The organism is Pseudomonas sp. RA_35y_Pfl2_P32, from assembly GCF_963970735.1.
Taxonomy (GTDB): domain Bacteria; phylum Pseudomonadota; class Gammaproteobacteria; order Pseudomonadales; family Pseudomonadaceae; genus Aquipseudomonas.
The window spans coordinates 1-16,612 of the sequence record NZ_CAXAQF010000039.1 but is presented as its reverse complement, the minus strand read 5'-3'; the positions used below and the strand labels follow the sequence as shown (position 1 = coordinate 16,612).

Annotated in this window: 19 protein-coding genes and 1 pseudogene; 10 read left to right on the top strand and 10 right to left on the bottom strand. The window is 63.3% G+C overall.

Annotated elements, in window-relative coordinates; genetic code table 11:
• Positions 1-44: 44 nt before the first annotated feature.
• The 7 genes and pseudogenes from AACY45_RS26355 to katG form a co-directional block, all read right to left on the bottom strand.
• Positions 45-353 (bottom strand): phage tail assembly protein, encoded by a 309-nt coding sequence (locus tag AACY45_RS26355; protein WP_339548346.1) that lies wholly within the window; start codon positions 351-353, stop codon positions 45-47.
• Positions 354-364: 11 nt separating this feature from the next.
• Positions 365-868, bottom strand: coding sequence for a phage major tail tube protein (locus AACY45_RS26350; RefSeq protein WP_339548345.1), 504 nt, complete (start codon positions 866-868; stop codon positions 365-367).
• A 12-nt stretch (positions 869-880) separates the two neighbouring features.
• Positions 881-2,044 (bottom strand): phage tail sheath family protein, encoded by a 1,164-nt coding sequence (locus AACY45_RS26345; protein WP_339548344.1) that lies wholly within the window; start codon positions 2,042-2,044, stop codon positions 881-883.
• 450 nt (positions 2,045-2,494) lie between these two features.
• The gene (locus tag AACY45_RS26340) at positions 2,495-2,920 is read right to left on the bottom strand and encodes a tail fiber assembly protein (protein ID WP_339548342.1); all 426 of its coding nucleotides are present in this window, start codon (positions 2,918-2,920) and stop codon (positions 2,495-2,497) included.
• Positions 2,917-3,693 carry a pyocin knob domain-containing protein gene (locus AACY45_RS26335; RefSeq protein WP_339548340.1) on the bottom strand — a complete coding sequence of 259 codons (777 nt, stop codon included), beginning with the start codon at positions 3,691-3,693 and terminating at the stop codon, positions 2,917-2,919. The genes AACY45_RS26340 and AACY45_RS26335 overlap by 4 nt, the downstream gene beginning before the upstream one ends.
• 65 nt (positions 3,694-3,758) lie before the next feature.
• A pseudogene (locus AACY45_RS26330) lies at positions 3,759-4,007 on the bottom strand (phage portal protein); the annotation flags it as partial.
• 86 nt (positions 4,008-4,093) lie between these two features.
• Positions 4,094-6,373, bottom strand: a complete 2,280-nt coding sequence (katG, locus tag AACY45_RS26325) for a catalase/peroxidase HPI (RefSeq protein ID WP_339548339.1) — start codon at positions 6,371-6,373, stop codon at positions 4,094-4,096.
• A gap of 266 nt (positions 6,374-6,639) precedes the next feature.
• On the opposite strand from katG, the gene AACY45_RS26320 reads away from it, so the two are divergent.
• The gene (locus AACY45_RS26320; protein ID WP_339548338.1) at positions 6,640-7,239 is read left to right on the top strand and encodes a hypothetical protein; all 600 of its coding nucleotides are present in this window, start codon (positions 6,640-6,642) and stop codon (positions 7,237-7,239) included.
• A gap of 138 nt (positions 7,240-7,377) precedes the next feature.
• Here AACY45_RS26320 and gstA read toward each other — a convergent pair whose 3' ends face one another.
• Positions 7,378-8,007, bottom strand: a complete 630-nt coding sequence (gene gstA, locus AACY45_RS26315) for a glutathione transferase GstA (RefSeq protein WP_339548337.1) — start codon at positions 8,005-8,007, stop codon at positions 7,378-7,380.
• Between the two features lie 120 nt (positions 8,008-8,127).
• Here gstA and AACY45_RS26310 point away from each other — a divergent pair, with 120 nt between their 5' ends.
• Both AACY45_RS26310 and AACY45_RS26305 read left to right on the top strand, forming a co-directional pair.
• Entirely contained in the window at positions 8,128-8,490 is a 363-nt protein-coding gene (locus tag AACY45_RS26310; RefSeq protein ID WP_339548336.1) for a winged helix-turn-helix transcriptional regulator, read from the top strand.
• A gap of 58 nt (positions 8,491-8,548) precedes the next feature.
• The gene (locus AACY45_RS26305) at positions 8,549-9,049 is read left to right on the top strand and encodes a GNAT family N-acetyltransferase (protein WP_339548335.1); all 501 of its coding nucleotides are present in this window, start codon (positions 8,549-8,551) and stop codon (positions 9,047-9,049) included.
• A gap of 7 nt (positions 9,050-9,056) precedes the next feature.
• Here AACY45_RS26305 and AACY45_RS26300 read toward each other — a convergent pair whose 3' ends face one another.
• Entirely contained in the window at positions 9,057-9,431 is a 375-nt protein-coding gene (locus AACY45_RS26300; RefSeq protein WP_339548334.1) for a c-type cytochrome, read from the bottom strand.
• Positions 9,432-9,496: 65 nt separating this feature from the next.
• The gene (locus AACY45_RS26295) at positions 9,497-10,456 is read right to left on the bottom strand and encodes a GlxA family transcriptional regulator (protein WP_339548332.1); all 960 of its coding nucleotides are present in this window, start codon (positions 10,454-10,456) and stop codon (positions 9,497-9,499) included.
• A gap of 146 nt (positions 10,457-10,602) precedes the next feature.
• Here AACY45_RS26295 and AACY45_RS26290 point away from each other — a divergent pair, with 146 nt between their 5' ends.
• The 7 genes from AACY45_RS26290 (at position 10,603) to AACY45_RS26260 (ending at position 16,363) form a co-directional block, all read left to right on the top strand.
• Positions 10,603-11,151 (top strand): acyl-CoA thioesterase, encoded by a 549-nt coding sequence (locus AACY45_RS26290; RefSeq protein WP_339548331.1) that lies wholly within the window; start codon positions 10,603-10,605, stop codon positions 11,149-11,151.
• A 75-nt stretch (positions 11,152-11,226) separates the two neighbouring features.
• Complete coding sequence (locus AACY45_RS26285; protein WP_166591069.1) at positions 11,227-11,898, top strand: GntR family transcriptional regulator; 672 nt, start codon at positions 11,227-11,229, stop codon at positions 11,896-11,898.
• A gap of 114 nt (positions 11,899-12,012) precedes the next feature.
• The gene (locus tag AACY45_RS26280; RefSeq protein ID WP_339548329.1) at positions 12,013-12,945 is read left to right on the top strand and encodes a 4-hydroxyproline epimerase; all 933 of its coding nucleotides are present in this window, start codon (positions 12,013-12,015) and stop codon (positions 12,943-12,945) included.
• Positions 12,942-14,057, top strand: coding sequence for an NAD(P)/FAD-dependent oxidoreductase (locus AACY45_RS26275; RefSeq protein WP_339548328.1), 1,116 nt, complete (start codon positions 12,942-12,944; stop codon positions 14,055-14,057). Before AACY45_RS26280 ends, AACY45_RS26275 begins: the two co-directional genes overlap by 4 nt.
• Complete coding sequence (locus tag AACY45_RS26270; RefSeq protein ID WP_166593145.1) at positions 14,050-14,286, top strand: (2Fe-2S)-binding protein; 237 nt, start codon at positions 14,050-14,052, stop codon at positions 14,284-14,286. The genes AACY45_RS26275 and AACY45_RS26270 overlap by 8 nt, the downstream gene beginning before the upstream one ends.
• Positions 14,283-15,539, top strand: coding sequence for an FAD/NAD(P)-binding oxidoreductase (locus AACY45_RS26265; protein ID WP_339548327.1), 1,257 nt, complete (start codon positions 14,283-14,285; stop codon positions 15,537-15,539). The genes AACY45_RS26270 and AACY45_RS26265 overlap by 4 nt, the downstream gene beginning before the upstream one ends.
• 74 nt (positions 15,540-15,613) lie before the next feature.
• On the top strand, positions 15,614-16,363 hold the full coding sequence (locus tag AACY45_RS26260) for an AraC family transcriptional regulator (RefSeq protein WP_339548326.1): 750 nt from the start codon (positions 15,614-15,616) through the stop codon (positions 16,361-16,363).
• Positions 16,364-16,612 lie beyond the last annotated feature (249 nt).

The following is a 16,612-nucleotide window of genomic DNA, read 5'->3' as shown; positions in this document are numbered from 1 at the left end:
GTTCGACCGCCAAACGTTTGGCCAGGGCCTTTTACAGCCGAGGGTTAAACCCCGTCGTCTGCTCCCAGACGAAAATAGGCGGTCTGCAAACGACGGTAATCGCGCATCAGCAGCCCCTCCAGATCACCACGGCCAATGCTCGCCAGGCTGCTGAACAGAACCATTTCCTGTTCTTCTTCGTTGCTGCCGCCCTGCAGGGTGGCGGCGCGCATTTCACGCACTGTCGGCTCGCGCAGGGTCAGCTTGTCGACCTTGATGCCATTGGCCTCGCTCGGTCGGGACAGCGCAATGGTGGCAATGCCATCGCCCAGTTGCAGCCACTTGGGCAGGACGTTGTCTTTTGTATTGCTCATGTTCTGGTTCCTTACATGCCCAGGGCAGACCGCACGGCGGCCAGTTGGTCGACGCCGTCAATAACGCGAATCGAGTTGAGGGGATCCAGTTCAAACATCACGCTGCCGTCGATTTCCAGCTTGTAATAGGTCACCCCGACGGCGTACTTAAACTCACCTTTTTCGCCCGGTTTCCAGTCGCCCGGATCGACTTCCTTGAGACTGCTGCGCAGGGTGGCGACCACCGACTTGACCGATCCTTTCTGGCCCTTGAAGGCGCCGCGGAACGAGGCGTTGAACCCCGTCAGGTCGGACTGGCCGAAAAACTTCAGCACCTCGCGGCGTACGCCATTGGTGAGGAAGCTGGCTTCCAGCTTTTCCATACCCATATCAAGCTCCACCGCCGCGTCCATGCCGCCGGCGCGGTACTCGTCGGTCTTGAGGGTCAACTTGGGCAGGGTCAGGCTTGGCACATCGCCTTGCAGGCTGATGCCGTCAACAAACAGGTTGGTGTTGTAGAGCACTTCAGGAATCATGCAGCGGCCTCCTTAGGCGGCGGTATCGAGCACTTCAGTGATCCACTGATCGGTCACCTCCACGCGGAAGTTCGGGTTTTCAGCCGGCGGTACGTCGGTGAAACGGATGTTCCAGTACACCTGGCCGTCGCTGAGTTCGCCGGAAGTGTTCAGCTCCTCGTCGGCATACACCTCGAAGTTGATGATTGCGCCCTGGTTCTTCAGATCACGCATAAACGCCTGTAGGCCTTCGGTCACGTCCTTGACGTAGGTGGCGGTGATGGAACGGTCCACGGCCCACTTATGCGCGTAAAGGATGGCGTCCATGACGATGTCCAGGGTGCGCACCCGGGTGACGAACTTCCATTTCGGATCGCTGGACAGGGTGCGGTTGCCCCAAAGCCTGTAACCGTCATCACGAATGATGGTGGTGATGTTGGCGTTGTTCAGCAGGTTGGCCCGGCAGGACGGATCGCCGTCGAGAAATTCCACCGGGCGCGTGGTGCCGGTGATGCCGACAAACTCCTTGTTCGATGGCGAGGCCCAGAAACCATAGGTGGCATCGGTCCAGGCAAACAGGCCGGCGGTCCACGCCGAGGCCGGTGCGTTGATCGTGGCACTGGTCTTGGTGTCCCAGAACTGCACACCCGGGTCAACCATGTAGGCGTGTTTACTGCCGAAGTTGGCGGCATAAGCCATCGCCGCTTCGTCAGTGGTGTTCGGCCCGTCGATGATGGCCATCGCCCGCATCTTGTCGCCCAGAGCGACCAGCTCAGTCGCCACCGCCAGCGTCGCCGAGTACCCCGGGGTCACCAGCAAGCGCGGCTGGGCGTTGAACTTGCTTTTACCGTTCAGCAACGCCTGCATGCCGGTACGGGTGCCGTCGGCCCAAACGCCGCCGATGATCGCGGACAGCTGCTCAGCCGGGTCGTCCAGCAGCGGCACACCGACAGCGACAATCACCGCTTTGGAGCGCTTGAAAATGGCCTTGCAGTCCTGGGTGATCGCAGCGTCTGGACCCCAGGCGGCGACCGCTTCGCTTTCGCGGGTGATCAGCAACAGTTCGTTGGCTGCGGCCGTTGCTGGTAGCCCCGCGGTGAAGGTGTTGCACAGGCCAATGATTGACGCGGACGGAGTGGCGATATGCCTTGCCCCGGTGTCCACCAGGGTCACGGTGACGCCGTGAAAAAAACTCATAGAGTGATACTCCAGAAACGAAAAAGCCCCGCATGTGCGAGGCTATGGGGGGTGTTCTGTGTGATGCATCAAGGGTGCAAAAAGGACAGAGCGGTTCCGTTGGCAAACGGTTCAACGTCGCAACGGTGCTGTGGCATTAGAGGAAAGGAGCGTTCAGTCAGCCTGCTGCTTGTACCCGAAGATGGGATGGTGAAGTCAACTGCCAAATCCGCCCTATATCACAACCGACAAAGTAACAAAATAGTTACGAAACAATGGCTTACACAAAACCAATCGCCAGCCCGATATCCGGCTTCTAGTATTCGCTCGGGATGTTCGGGGCGACCTGAAACATGTAGCACGCCCGACCGGGGGCCAGTAACTCAGGTAGCGCCTAACGTCCCACTCTTCTTTATCCTAATGAAACCTTTAACCGCTAGCGCTTCCCAATGGCCTAGCGGTTTTTTTTTGCTACTGATCCGGTTTGATCGGCCACTCAATCGTCCGTGGCCAACCCGCTTGCTGCGGCACTTCACTCAGCTCGATGCGGTAGAGCTTCCAGAGAGCCAACTGCTCGACCTGCTGCGCGGTGGCCAGATCCAGATCGACGGCGTCTTGCAGCGGTGCCGCTGCCAAGCCAGCGTCCTGCATCAGCCGCTTCAATTGGGCACTAGCGGCCGGTAGCAAGGCGATATCCGCCGGCGGTGCATAGGCGGCGATCTCGCCGAATTCGCCCGCTACGACACGTTCATAGATCTCAGGGCCATAGCTGGTCGTATCATCCGGGGAGGCGGTGAACGGGATGTCGCCCAACGTCTCGGTGGTCAGCACCAGGTTAATCGCTGTCTGTTCAGCGTTGGCCCATTGGGGGCTCAACACATCGGTGTAAATCATCATGCAACCCTCAGGCAGATAGTGACGGAATCCGAGGTGGCACCATCCGTGTTATTCACCCCGCCCCTCAGTTGCCACGTCCCGGCAGGGCTTCCATGACTACTCGTTGCGGCAGCGTCAGACCAGACGAGATTACCGCCCGCGACCGCTGTACCTGGTACGCCAGCCCCACCCCCACCCACACGGAAAAGACCATAGGTGCCGACCTCGCCATGGTTGAAGCTGGCGATAGCTGCGCGCACTTTTTCATTGCCGTGTTTTTCGCCTCCGGCGCCATCGACCCAAATTTCACCAAATGCACTGCTGTCGATTTCCAGCGTTGCGTTGTCGCTCGAATTGGCGCCGATTTTTATTTTTCTGCCGTCTTGACCGGCACCACCGCCCTGCTGGACGGGTGTAAATCCCAACGATTGTTGGTAGGCGTCGGGGTTAAAGTTGGTCGAGTTCCAGTTCGTTACCCACGGCCCCCAACCTGGGTCGCCATTGATGCAGCCACGTGAATAGATCGTGCCGGTTTGGTTGTTGATGGACATCTGAACAACGGTGTCTTGCCCAGCCATCACTAGCATCGGGGACCAATGGATGCCACTTGGATGGCCAGTCGCTTCCTGCACTCGATAAACGCCAGCGGCCGTAATGGTATCGAGGTCTGTCCCATTGGCAAGGATGATGCCGCCTTGCCCCCAGCCGTAGGCACCGGCGAGCAGTACGCAACCAGGCGTGTCATCATCTGCCGATGTTTGCTTGACGAGATTGCTGGAATCCCACAGGTGCACCCACTCCCCCCAGGTGCCGGTGGCGAAGTCCCCGGTGCGGAAACGATAGTACGTCGCACTACTCGCACCGCCAAGCCTTCGTCGAGGCTGCGTGGACGCAAGCGGACGAAGCACTCTCCGGCGGTTTCGACGGTCCGGGCGATCAACGCCTGCTGCCCATAGAAGTCGCTCAAGCCATCGGCGTCGGACTCTTCGACCCAGTCGGCCCCGAGTTCCTGCAGCAGATGCCGAAGTTCATCGTCCTGGGTTTTCTGGCGCGGCGTGATGCCGATGCCGATGCCGATCAGGTTACTGACCCGTTTGTCGATGATGTTGCTGGATGCCCTCCGCGGATGTAGGAGCCGGAGGGCGAGCCGAAGCGCTTTTTGCTGGTATTACCAGGGGTCAGCCACCCTCCCCTCTAGACGCCGCGAGTTAACTCGAAACGGTCCAGGTTCATCACTTTGGTCCAGGCCGCCACAAAGTCCTTGATGAACGCCTGCTGGCCGTCGCTGCTCGCATACACCTCCGCCAGCGCACGTAGTTGCGCGTTGGAGCCAAAGACCAGGTCGACGCGGGTGGCGGTCCATTTGACTGCCCCGCTTTTGCGATCGCGGGCTTCGAAGGTCTCGTTGCTGTCCGAGGTGGGTTTCCACTCCACGCCCATGTCCAACAAGTTGACAAAAAAGTCGTTGCTCAGGGTTTGCGGCCGCTGGGTGAAGACGCCGTGGGCGGTGTGGCCGACGTTGGTGTCGAGCACGCGCAAACCGCCCACCAGGGCGGTCATTTCCGGAGCCGTGAGGGTCAGCAACTGCGCCTTGTCGATCAGCAACGCCTCGGCCGGCACCCGATAGTGGGTCTTGAGGTAGTTACGGAAGCCATCGGCAATCGGTTCGAGGAAGCCGAACGATTCGACATCAGTCTGCTCCTGGCTGGCATCCATGCGTCCGGCAGTGAACGGTACCGTCAGGCTGTGTCCGGCGTTTTTCGCCGCCTGCTCGATCCCGGCGCTGCCGCCCAGGACAATCAGGTCCGCCAGGGAGATTTTTTTGCCGCCAGCCTGGGCGTTGTTGAACTCGCGCTGCACGGCTTCGAGTTTGCCCAGCACCTGGGGCAGTTGCTCGGGCTGATTGGCCTGCCAGAACATCTGTGGTGCCAGGCGCAGGCGCCCGCCATTGGCGCCGCCGCGTTTGTCCGAACCACGGAAGGTCGAGGCCGCGGCCCAGGCGGTGGACACCAGTTGCGCCACGCTCAGGCCCGAAGCCAGCAGTTTGCCCTTGAGCGCGGTGACGTCGGCGTCGTCGACCAGGGGGTGATCCAGCGCTGGGATCGGGTCTTGCCACAGCAGTTCTTCGTTGGGCAGTTCCGGGCCGAGGTAGCGCGAGAGCGGGCCCATGTCGCGATGGATCAGCTTGAACCAGGCGCGGGCAAACGCGTCGGCCAATTGCTCGGGGTTGTCGAGGAACCGACGCGCGATCTTTTCGTAGATCGGGTCGAAGCGCAGGGCCAGGTCCGAGGTGAGCATGGTCGGGTTGCGTCGCTTCGAAGGGTCATGGGCATCGGGAATGGTCCCGGCACCGGCCCCGTTTTTTGCCGTCCACTGGTTGGCGCCCGCCGGGCTTTTGCTCGGTTCCCAGTCGAAACCAAACAGGTTTTCCAGGTAATTATTGCTCCAGCGGGTTGGCGTGGTGGTCCAGGTCACTTCCAGGCCGCTGGTGATGGTGTCGGCCCCCCTGCCGGTGCCGAAGGTGCTTTTCCAGCCCAGGCCCTGCAACTCGAGGCCGGCGGCTTCCGGCTCGGCGCCGACATGGTCGGCCGGGCCTGCACCGTGGGTCTTGCCGAAGGCGTGGCCACCGGCGATCAGGGCCACGGTTTCTTCATCGTTCATGGCCATGCGCGCGAAGGTTTCGCGGATGTCCTTGGCCGACGCCAGCGGATCCGGGTTGCCCTCGGGGCCTTCCGGGTTGACGTAGATCAGGCCCATTTGCACGGCGGCCAGTGGGTTCTCCAGGTTGCGCCCCTGGTCGGTGCGGCTCTCTTCCTCACCATGCAGGTCGGGCTCGGCCACCAGGCTGCCATCGCCGGGTTCCTGCATCGGTTCCTGCTCCTTGCCGTAGCGCGTGTCGCCCCCCAGCCACTTGTTCTCCGAGCCCCAGTAGACATCTTCATCCGGCTCCCAGACGTCCGCTCGCCCGCCGGAAAAACCGAAGGTCTTGAAGCCCATGGACTCCAGCGCGACGTTGCCGGTGAGGACGATCAGGTCGGCCCAGGAGATGTTTTGCCCGTACTTCTGCTTGATCGGCCACAACAGGCGGCGAGCCTTGTCGAGGCTGACGTTGTCCGGCCAACTGTTGAGCGGGGCAAACCGCTGCTGCCCGGAGCCGGCCCCTCCCCGGCCATCCCCGGTACGGTAAGTGCCTGCGGCGTGCCAGGCCATGCGCACAAACAGCGGCCCGTAGTGGCCGAAGTCCGCCGGCCACCAGTCCTGGGAGTCGGTCATCAGTGCGTTGAGGTCTTGCTTGACGGCCGCAAAGTCGAGGCTTTTGAACGCCTGGGCGTAGTTGAACCCCGGGGCCAGCGGGTCGGACAGCGAGGAGTGCTGGTGCAGGATGTTCAGGTTCAGTTGGTTCGGCCACCAGTCGCGGTTCTTCGTGCCACCGCCAGCGGCGTGATTGAACGGGCATTTCGATTCAGTTGCCATGTGTGAGCTACCTTTGGTCGAATTCATCCAGCTAACGGGCCCAGGATGGGCGCGATATAGCGACGAGCGAAATCATAGACATAGGCTGCAGGACCGAGCGTTCCGGCCGGCTCGCGCCAGCGCAGAATTAAGGCTAGTCTCCCGACAAGGACAGGGCAAATAGCCGCAGTATTGATCGGCGATAGAGATAATCTTTTATCCGCGCCCATTGCGCCGTGCAAGCATCAAGGCAGTCAGCGTTCTGCTGTATGGGCGAGGTCCCGACCATGAACACGCGCGCACGCCCCACGGCGTTCCACGAAGCGGGCCACACGTTGGCTTTCTGGTGGAATGAACGTCCTATCGAACGGGTCACCGTTCGCACCCCGGTCGAGGCCGCCAACGGCCCGATGCTGGATCTGCGTGGCAATCTGCAGCAGGTCGAAGGCCTGGTGGAAGCCAGTTATTTTGTCTTGCGCCCGTCCGGCGAGGCTCCCGGCGTGGCGGAATACCTGCCCTCGATGGTGGAGTGGATCGAGCGTGACCTGCTCAACTGTTTTGCCGGGCCGATAGCCGAAGCGATCTACCGGCATGCCCCGCCCGAGCAGCTCTTCAGGGGCAGTGGCCGAGGGGACTGGCTGCGGGGCGAAGAGTTGATCAGCCTGCTGCCGGCACGAAAACTGCTGGACGCCCACTCCCGCGCCATCGCCCGCTCCCACTGCCTGCTGCAGCGTTACTGGCCGGCTGTCACCGCCCTGGCGCAACGGCTGCAAACCCAGGGCACGGTCGACGGACCCACCATCACCGCACTGTTGTGGGACCTCAGCGGCGAATCACCCGGACGCCGCGATCACACCCTGGCCAGCCTCGACCGGCCTGGCAACTGACTGACGCCTTGAGGGAGCAAAGCTTGCTCGCGAAGAACCCGAAAGCGCCGCGCAGTGCCCGGTTTTACGCGTCATCGTTAACGACCCTCGCGGGCAAGCCCGCTCCCACACTGTGTTCAGTGTTGTACCCCCATACAATCATTCCAACCCCTCCTGCAACAGCGCCTGCCTGACTGCCGGCCGCTGGTAGACCCGGGCATACCACGCCTCGAGATGGCTCAATCCGTCGAAGTGAATGTCGGCCTTGTAGTAGGAGCGCAACCAACGTGCCTGCCCCCAGCCGATGAGGGCAAACAGGTAGGCATCGGCAACCGTGAACCGCTCGCCGAGCAGGTATTCACGGTCCGCCAGTTGCTGGTCGATCCAGGCAAAACGCTGTTCAAGCTTGGGCTTGGCCGTGTCCACGTACTTGCCGGCCAGTCCGGCATACAGCAGGGGGATGAAGCCTTTATGGATCTCCGAGGAGAGAAAGCTCAACCACTCCTGCAGCCGATACCGCTCCAGCGTGCCATGGGCCGGCGCCAGCCCGGAATCGGGCCGCTGATCCGCCAGGTACTGCACAATCACCGGCCCCTCGCGCAAGCGCGTGCCGTCGTCCAACGCCAGGATCGGCACATAGCCAAGCGAATTGACCTGCAGATAGTCCCCCTCGCCCGCCACGGTGTGCTGACGGTGATCGACCTTGAGCAACCGGACGTCCAGCCCCAGTTCATTGATGATGATGTGCGGCGACAGCGAGCAACTGCCGGGAATGTAATACAGCTTCATGGGCGACTTCCAAAAAGGATGAAGCCACATTCTTGGCGATCAGGTATATAAACGGAAGAAGGCAGTTTTTTATCATCTAGGTACAAAAAATATACCTGCCAGCATCCCGAGGAAGGCTCTATGAAACACAACGTGACCGGCTGCTCCGTCGAAGAAGCCATGCGTTTGCTCGGCGGCCGCTGGCGCCTGCTGCTGGTGTCCTACCTGCTCGATGGCCCCAAGCGCTTCAATCAACTGCGCCGTGACGTCCCCGGGATCTCCCAGCGCATGCTGACCCTGGACCTGCGAGCCTTGGAAGATGTCGGTCTGATCAAGCGCACGGTGTACCCGAGCGTTCCGGTCAAAGTGGAATATGAACTGACCGAAGACGGCAACCGTCTGCGCCCCGTGGTGGCGGTGATGCAGGAATTTGGCGTATGGCTCAAGCTCAGCGGCCGCGCACGGATGCCGTTGGAGGCTGCAGGACAGCAGGCACAGGGCTGATCCAGAGGTAAACCCGCCACGCACCACCCGGACCGCTCAAACAAGGAGATGCAAACCGATGCCAACCGTCAACGTTCGCCCACTGCGCAGGGCTGACATTCCAGCCTTGCTCAGGTTCGAAATCGCCAACCGTGACTGGTTCGAATCGCAGATCGATCCGCGCGCTGCTGAGTTCTACTCACTGCCGGGGATTACCGCGCACGTCGAGGACTATCTGCGCGGTTTTGCCGAAGGGACCTGGCAGCCCCTGGTGCTCGAAGAAGCTACCCAGGGCATTGTCGGGCGAGCCAACTTGAAAGATATCGACTCGGCCAAAGGCTGTGCCGAGGTCGGTTATCGGATCGATCGGCGCTTCTGCGGCCAGGGCCTGGCCACCCTGGCGCTGCAGCAACTGATCCACGAGGCACGGGAGCGCTGGCAGTTGCAGCATCTGGTGGCGGATGTGTACACGCGCAATGTCGGCTCAAGCAAGGTGCTTGAGCGCTGCGGATTTGTCCTCGAACCGCGACCTGCCACAGACCCGAGCAAGCTCGATTACCGCCGGGTCCTGGGGCGCTGATGGGCAGTCACTGCGCCTCAAAGGTCTGCAGGTAGGCCAGCAGGTCGTCGATTTTCTCCGGGTCGCTCAGGCCCCAGAAGATCATGCGGGTGCCCGGCACGACTTTTTTCGGTGCCTCCAGGTAGGCGGTGAGGGTTTCCCGGGTCCACACCAGGTTGGCGGCGCGCATGGCGTCGGAGTACTGGTAATCCGTGGTGCTCGCACTGGGGCGGCCGAAAATCGAATTCAATTGCGGGCCGAACGAGGCGCGCGCCGATTCGCCGACCTGGTGGCAACCGCCACACATGCGGGTGAACAGTTTCTCGCCGGCCGGCACATCGCCCGCGGCCCAGGCGCCGGTGCTGAGCAGCCAGGCGAACGTCAGTGCTAGGGTGTTCTTCATCCTGTGGTTCCCATCGGTTGTTGCTCACAAGCTATGCGGCGGCTATTGGAGCACGCGGCCCGGCCTCAGCCCAGCCTCGGCTGAAACTTCTTGCGGTAGGCCGCCGGCAACAGGCCAACCCGTTGCTGGAACAACCGGCGGAAAGAATTGCCATCGGCGTAACCCACGGCGTAGGTGATGCTGTCCAGGGTCATGCGGGTGGACTCCAGCAGTTGCTTGGCCTTTTCCAGGCGCAGGGTCTGCAGGTAGGCAATGGGCGTAGCGCCCGTGGCTTCCTTGAAGCGCCGTTTGAAATTGCGTACGCCAAAGCCGAATTGCCGGGCGATGTCATCGATCAACAGCGGTTGGGCAAAACGTTCCTCCAGCCACTCCTGGACCCGCAGGATCTCGCCATCGCCATGGTTCTTGGGCAAGGACCACAACGCGTATACCGTTTGCTCGCGGCGCACGTTATCGATCAGCAGGTACTTGCCACAGGTGTGAGCCAGCTCCAGTGAAGCAAAACGCCGGACCAGGTGCAGCAGCAGGTCAATCGCGGCACTGGCCCCTCCGCTGGTGATCAACTGCTGGTCCTCGCAGAGCATCTGGCCCTCGTCCAGCTCGACGTCGCGGTAGCGCCGGCGCATGTAATCGGCGAACGCCCAGTGGGTGGTGGCGCGCCGGCCATCCAGCAAACCGCTCTCGGCCAGCATGAACGCAGCGGTGCAAATCGACGCCAACACCGCCCCCTGCTCATGCTGTTGCCGCAGCCAGGGCCCATAGAGGGCGAAGGTCGGCAAGGCGTCCTTGAGGGTGAAGAGGAACCCGGGAATCAGCACCAGGTCGGTCCGCTGAATCTCGACCAGTCCATGATCGACGCGCAACATCTGCCCGCCCCCCGCGGCGACAGGAGCGCCGTCGAGCGAAGCGCTGACCACTTCAAAGGGCGGACTGTCGCTGAACAGGTTGGCCGCATTCAGCACTTCCAGGGCAAGGGTGGCGGCGGCGGCAGAACAGTGCTCGGCCAATAGCAGGGTGATATGCATGGAGGACTCGTTTGCGCTTTTCGCATGGTTTAAGTCATTTGTGCACCTAGCTTAGTCGATTGCCCGGTTTTACAGTGCAGCGATTGTTCTCCTGGTCTCCAGGAAACACTTTCGCTGGTCTGCCAGCTCCTGCACAGGTACCCCGTATGAATCTTTGGTTTCGCTTGCTGTACATGCTGTTTCGTCGACCCTGGCGCCAACCGGTGCGCGGCCTGGCCACCACGGTCGTGCGCATGCGCGTCTGGCCGCTGGACCTGGACCTCAACCGCCACGTCACCAACGGCCGCTATTTCACCCTGGCCGATGTCGGGCGCATGGACTACGTCTTGCGCAGCGGGGCGTTTCGTGTGGCCCTGCGACACAAGGCCGTGCCGATAGTCGGTGATGTCTGGGGCAAGTTTCGTCGCGAGTTGAAGCTGTTCGAACGCTTCGAGATCCATACGCGGATATTGGCCTGGGACGCCAAATGGAACGTTATGGAGCACCGCTTCATCAGCAACGGCCGGGTGGTGGGCGTGGTGGTGATGCGCGGACTGTTCCGCTCCGGCAAAGGCACGGTAGCGCCGGGCGAGTTCGTCCGGGAAATGGGCCTGGCCCCGCAGTCACCGCCGATGCCCGAGTGGCTGGTCGCCTGGTCCCAGAGCTGCGACGACCTGAGCCTGCAACTGCGCGACGAGGAACGGGTGACGGCCTGAGGTCCTGTGGGGTGAAAGGAAGAACAACCGAATTTCGTATACCCTATAGGCACCTCATTCCGAAGATTCGCCGCCGTGACCCAATCCAGACTCAACGCCCCCGACCTAGGCAATACGCCTTCGACTTCGGAAATCATCACCCGCCATCTGCGCGACGCCATTGTCGCCGGGCATTTTGCCGAGGATGAACCGATTCGTCAGGATGACATCGCCCGCCAATTCAACGTCAGCAAGATCCCCGTGCGCGAGGCCCTCAAGCGCCTGGAGGCCGAAGGCCTGGTGATGTTCCAGCGCAATCGCGGGGCGATGGTCACGCGCATCTCCGATGCCGAGCTGGCGCAGATGTTCGAGGTGCGCATGCTGCTCGAAGACAAGGTGCTGCGCCTGGCCATTCCCAACATGACCGAAGCCACCTTCGCCCGGGCCGAGAGCATCTGCCAGGAGTTCATCGGTGAAGACGACGTCGGGCGCTGGGCCGAGCTCAACTGGCAACTGCACGCCTGCCTCTACGAACCGGCGCAACGGCCCTTCCTGGTGAGCCTGATCCGCTCGGTCAACGACAAGCTGGAACGCTACCTGCGCATGCAGATGAGCCTGTCGGCCGGCAAGGAACGCGCCGACCACGAACACCGGGAAATCCTCGCAGCCTGCCGGGCCGGCGACGTCGACCTGGCGGTAAAACTGCTCGACGAACACATTGCCGGGGTCTGCAAGACCTTGTTCGAGCACCTGCCCCACGCCCACTGACCACCGGCTTCACTGTGCCGATTTCGTCATCGGCAGCGGATAAATCCATCAAGCCGGCACCCCGCTGCAAAGGCCACTCTTCTGTTCACTTATCTGAACGGACGTGGCCCTCCCATGAAACGCATCACCGTGATCGACTCCCACACCGGCGGCGAACCGACCCGCCTGGTCACCGCCGGCTTTCCTGACCTGGGCCGTGGCAGCATGGCCGAGCGACGCCAGTTACTGGCCGAACACCATGATCAGTGGCGCGCCGCCTGCGTCCTCGAACCACGGGGCAGCGATGTGCTGGTGGGCGCCCTGCTCTGCGAGCCCGTGGACCCGAGCGCCTGTGCCGGGGTGATTTTTTTCAACAACACCGGCTACCTGGGCATGTGCGGCCACGGCACCATCGGCCTGGTGGCGTCCCTGGCGCACCTGGGCAAGATCGGCCCCGGCGTGCACAGCATCGAGACCCCAGTGGGCACGGTGCAGGCGACCCTGCACGAAGACCATTCGGTGAGCGTGCGCAACGTCCCGGCCTATCGCTACCGCAAGGCGCTGGCGCTGCAGGTGCCCGGTATCGGCCAGGTGGTCGGCGATATTGCCTGGGGCGGCAACTGGTTCTTCCTCATTGCCGAACATGGCCAGGCCATCGCAGGCGACAACCTGGAAGCCCTCACCGCCTACACCTACGCCGTGCAGCAGGCACTGGAAGTCCAGGGCATCCGTGGTGAAGACGGCGGCCTGATCGACCATGTCGAACTGTTCGCCGCTGACCCGCACGCCGACAGCCGCAACTTCGTGCTGTGCCCCGGCAAGGCCTACGACCGCTCCCCCTGCGGCACCGGCACCAGCGCCAAGCTGGCGTGCCTGGCGGCCGACGACAAACTGCCGCCCGGACAGATCTGGCGCCAGGCCAGCGTGATCGGCAGCCAGTTCGAAGGCTCGTATGAATGGCAGGGCGAACGCATCATCCCGACCATTCGCGGGCGGGCCTTTATCAGCGCCGAGGCCAGCCTGATCATCGAGCAGGACGACCCGTTCGCCTGGGGCATTCGCCCGTGAGCGAGGGCCAGGTAGCCGATGTGATCGTGATCGGTGCCGGCATCATCGGCGCCGCCTGTGCCCAGGCCCTGGCCCGGCGTGGCTTGCGGGTGCTGGTGCTGGACGCCGGCCTGCATGGCGCCACGGCAGCCGGCATGGGCCACCTGCTAGTGCTCGACGACAACCCGGCCGAACTGGCCCTGAGTCAGTATTCCCTGCAACGCTGGCGCGACCAGGCACCGGCCCTGCCCGACAGTTGCGCCTACCGCAGCAACGGCACCCTGTGGCTGGCGGCCAATGCCGAGGAAATGGCCGTGGCCCACGGCAAGTTCCTCAACCTGCGCGCCCAGGGCGTGGCCTGCCAGTTGATCAGCGCCAGCGACCTGCGCCGGCGTGAACCGGAGTTGCGCCAGGGCCTGGAGGGCGGACTCTTGATCAATGGCGACGGCATCCTCTATGCCCCCGCCACCGCCGACTGGATGCTGCAAACACCGAACATCCAGCAGCGTCGGGCACGGGTCAGCGAACTCGACGGCAACCGTGTGCGCCTGGCGGATGGGCAATGGCTGAGCGCCGCAGCGGTGGTGCTGGCCAACGGCGTGCAGGCCCCCGAACTGTGCCCGGAACTGCCGATCGAACCGAAAAAAGGCCACCTGCTGATTACCGATCGCTACCCCGGCACCGTCACCCACACCCTGGTGGAACTGGGTTACGTCACCAGCGCGCACAACGCCAGCGGCCCGTCGACCGCCTGCAACATCCAGCCCCGGCCGACCGGGCAATTGTTTATCGGCGCCTCCCGGCAGTTCGGCACCAGCGATCCGCAGGTCGAGGGCTGGATGCTCGCCAAAATGCTCCGGCGCGCCTGCGACTACATGCCAGGGCTGGCCCAGCTCAATGGCATTCGTGCCTGGACCGGCTTGCGCGCCGCCAGCCCGGACGGCCTGCCGCTGGTGGGCCAGCATCCACAACAGCAAGGCCTGTGGCTGGCGGTCGGGCACGAAGGCCTGGGGGTGACGACGGCCCCCGGCACCGCCGACTTGCTGGTGGCGCAACTGTTCGACGAACCCTCGCCCCTGCCCGCCCAACCCTATCTGCCACAACGTTTCCTCGGAGAGCCCGTGTATGCCTGAATTAATGCTCGACGGTCGCCGCCTACAGGTCAGCGAAGGCACCAGCGTGGCCGCCGCACTGGCCCTGGGTGGCGATGGCTGCAGCCGCACCTCGGTGACCGGCCAACGCCGCGCGCCGGTGTGCGGCATGGGCATTTGCCAGGAATGCCGGGTGACCATCGACGGGCGCCGACGCCTCGCCTGCCAGACCCTGTGCCGGGACGGCATGCAGGTGGAGACCCGCCCATGACGCACTATGCCGACCTGCTGATCATTGGCGCCGGCCCCGCGGGCATCAGCGCTGCCCTGGCGGCCGCGCGCAGTGGTGCGCGCATCGTCCTGCTCGATGACAACCCGCTGCCGGGTGGGCAAATCTGGCGCGATGGCCCAGCGGCCCATCTGCCGCGCCAGGCCCGCACCCTGCGCCAGCGCCTGGATGCCTGCAGCAACATCCACATTCACCCCGCCACCCGAGTCATCGCCAGCAGCGGGCCGAAACAGCTGCTGGTGGAAGACCCGGAGCATGGCTGGCTGATCAACTACGACAAGCTGATCCTGTGCACCGGCGCCCGCGAGTTGCTGCTGCCCTTCCCCGGCTGGACCCTGCCCGGTGTCACCGGGGCCGGCGGTCTGCAGGCACTGATCAAGGGTGGCCTGCCGGTGCAGGGAGAAACCCTGGTGATCGCCGGCAGCGGCCCACTGTTGCTGGCCAGTGCCGCCAGCGCCAAACAACACGGTGCCCAGGTGCTACGCATCGCCGAGCAGGCCTCGCGCAGCGCGGTGGCCGGGTTCGCCGCGCAACTGCCGCGCTGGCCGGCCAAACTGCTGCAATCCTTGCGCCTGTTCGATCCGCAATACCGCACCGCCAGCCACGTGCTGGCCGCCCTGGGCAGCGATCGCCTGGAAGGGGTACGCCTGCAACAACAGGGCAAAATCGTTGAACTGCCATGCCAGCGCCTGGCCTGTGGTTTTGGCTTGATCCCCAATATCCAGTTGGGTCAGGCCCTGGACTGCGCCATCGAAGGCCAGGCTATCACCGTGGATGCCTGGCAGGCGTGCAGCCGTGCCGATCATTACGCTGCGGGGGAATGCACCGGTTTTGGTGGCAGTGAACTGGCGCTGGTGGAAGGCGCGATTGCCGGGCATGCCGCGGTGGATGAGCGGCAGGCGGCCCAGCAGTTGTGGCCACGTCGGGCCCGCTGGCAGGGATTCGCCAAGGCCTTGAACAACGCATTTGCCCTCGACCCGCAGCTCAAGGCATTGGCCCAACCGGACACCCTGGTGTGCCGCTGTGAAGACGTGCCCTATGCCGCGCTGACCGAACACCACGACTGGCGCTCGGCCAAACTGGCCACTCGCTGCGGCATGGGCGCCTGCCAGGGCCGGGTCTGTGGCGGCGCGGTGCAGCACCTGTTCGGCTGGCCGGCCGCGGCACCCCGCCCCCCCTTCAGCCCGGCGCGGATCGAGACCCTGCTGTGCCTGGATGAACAGCCGGCGCCCTGAATCCCATGCCGGCCCTTTGCGTTGCGCCGCCTTGCCACTATGATCCCGAGGGTCGCCACCAGACCCTCAGCGCCATGTACCCCTCCCTCCACAGCTTCAAACCCTGCGACCTGCCGACCTTGCTCAGCAGCCTGCACGCCCTGTCGCCACTGCTCGACACCCTGACGGACGTGGTGTTCTTCATCAAGGACCGCGAGGCCCGCTACGCCTTCGTCAACCAGACCCTGGCCCGGCGCTGCGGCAAAAAACACAGTGACGAGCTGCTCGGGCTGACCGCCGACAAGGTGTTCCCGGCGCGCTTCGGTCCGCTGTACACCGAGCAGGATCGACGGGTCCTGGCCAGCGGCCGGGAACTGTCCGACCAGCTTGAGCTGCACCTGTATTACGGCAACCAACCGGTCTGGTGCCTGACCCACAAACTCGCCTTGCGCGACCTGCAGGGCCACATCGTCGGCCTGGCCGGCATTTCCCGGGACCTGCAACTGCCCCAGGCCAACCATCCGGCATTCCACAAACTCGCCGCGGTGGACGCCCATATCCGCAGCCACTTCGCCCGTCCCATCAGCCTCGCCGAACTGACCGCGATCGCCGGGTTTTCCGTGGCGCAACTGGAGCGCCACTGCAAACGGGTGTTCCAGCTCACCCCACGGCAGATGATTCACAAGGCGCGGCTCGAGGAAGCGTCGCGGCTGTTGCTGGACAAAGACCTGCCCATCACCGACATCGCCCTGCGCTGCGGCTACACCGACCACAGCGCCTTCAGCCGCCAATTCCGCGCCCTGACCAGCCTGTCGCCCAGCCAATATCGCGATCACCAACCCTAACTCCCTCGTGACCAAGGCTTGATCGCTCCCACAGCCTGACCGCCATCCCGGGCAAGCCGCAAGCGGGCGCCCGGTCCCACAGGTTTGGTGGTCGTACGCAAAATTTCCGGGCAGCCAGATTTACTAATGAAATGGTTACCCCCACCGCCCCTTGCGATAGCTCACTAAGCTTTCGCAAGGGGCCCATCGGAGACCATTCTCATGAACAACGTAGCTATCGCCGCCATCGACCTGGGTAAAAACTCCTTT

What these genes read in the sequence shown, in the direction of transcription:
- AACY45_RS26355 (WP_339548346.1), bottom strand. Translation starts at nt 353, where the DNA reads ATGAGCAATACAAAAGACAACGTCCTGCCCAAGTGGCTGCAACTGGGC.
- AACY45_RS26350 (WP_339548345.1), bottom strand. Translation starts at nt 868, where the DNA reads ATGATTCCTGAAGTGCTCTACAACACCAACCTGTTTGTTGACGGCATC.
- AACY45_RS26345 (WP_339548344.1), bottom strand. Translation starts at nt 2,044, where the DNA reads ATGAGTTTTTTTCACGGCGTCACCGTGACCCTGGTGGACACCGGGGCA.
- AACY45_RS26340 (WP_339548342.1), bottom strand. Translation starts at nt 2,920, where the DNA reads ATGATGATTTACACCGATGTGTTGAGCCCCCAATGGGCCAACGCTGAA.
- katG (WP_339548339.1), bottom strand. Translation starts at nt 6,373, where the DNA reads ATGGCAACTGAATCGAAATGCCCGTTCAATCACGCCGCTGGCGGTGGC.
- AACY45_RS26320 (WP_339548338.1), top strand. Translation starts at nt 6,640, where the DNA reads ATGAACACGCGCGCACGCCCCACGGCGTTCCACGAAGCGGGCCACACG.
- gstA (WP_339548337.1), bottom strand. Translation starts at nt 8,007, where the DNA reads ATGAAGCTGTATTACATTCCCGGCAGTTGCTCGCTGTCGCCGCACATC.
- AACY45_RS26310 (WP_339548336.1), top strand. Translation starts at nt 8,128, where the DNA reads ATGAAACACAACGTGACCGGCTGCTCCGTCGAAGAAGCCATGCGTTTG.
- AACY45_RS26305 (WP_339548335.1), top strand. Translation starts at nt 8,549, where the DNA reads ATGCCAACCGTCAACGTTCGCCCACTGCGCAGGGCTGACATTCCAGCC.
- AACY45_RS26300 (WP_339548334.1), bottom strand. Translation starts at nt 9,431, where the DNA reads ATGAAGAACACCCTAGCACTGACGTTCGCCTGGCTGCTCAGCACCGGC.
- AACY45_RS26295 (WP_339548332.1), bottom strand. Translation starts at nt 10,456, where the DNA reads ATGCATATCACCCTGCTATTGGCCGAGCACTGTTCTGCCGCCGCCGCC.
- AACY45_RS26290 (WP_339548331.1), top strand. Translation starts at nt 10,603, where the DNA reads ATGAATCTTTGGTTTCGCTTGCTGTACATGCTGTTTCGTCGACCCTGG.
- AACY45_RS26280 (WP_339548329.1), top strand. Translation starts at nt 12,013, where the DNA reads ATGAAACGCATCACCGTGATCGACTCCCACACCGGCGGCGAACCGACC.
- AACY45_RS26270 (WP_166593145.1), top strand. Translation starts at nt 14,050, where the DNA reads ATGCCTGAATTAATGCTCGACGGTCGCCGCCTACAGGTCAGCGAAGGC.
- AACY45_RS26265 (WP_339548327.1), top strand. Translation starts at nt 14,283, where the DNA reads ATGACGCACTATGCCGACCTGCTGATCATTGGCGCCGGCCCCGCGGGC.
- AACY45_RS26260 (WP_339548326.1), top strand. Translation starts at nt 15,614, where the DNA reads ATGTACCCCTCCCTCCACAGCTTCAAACCCTGCGACCTGCCGACCTTG.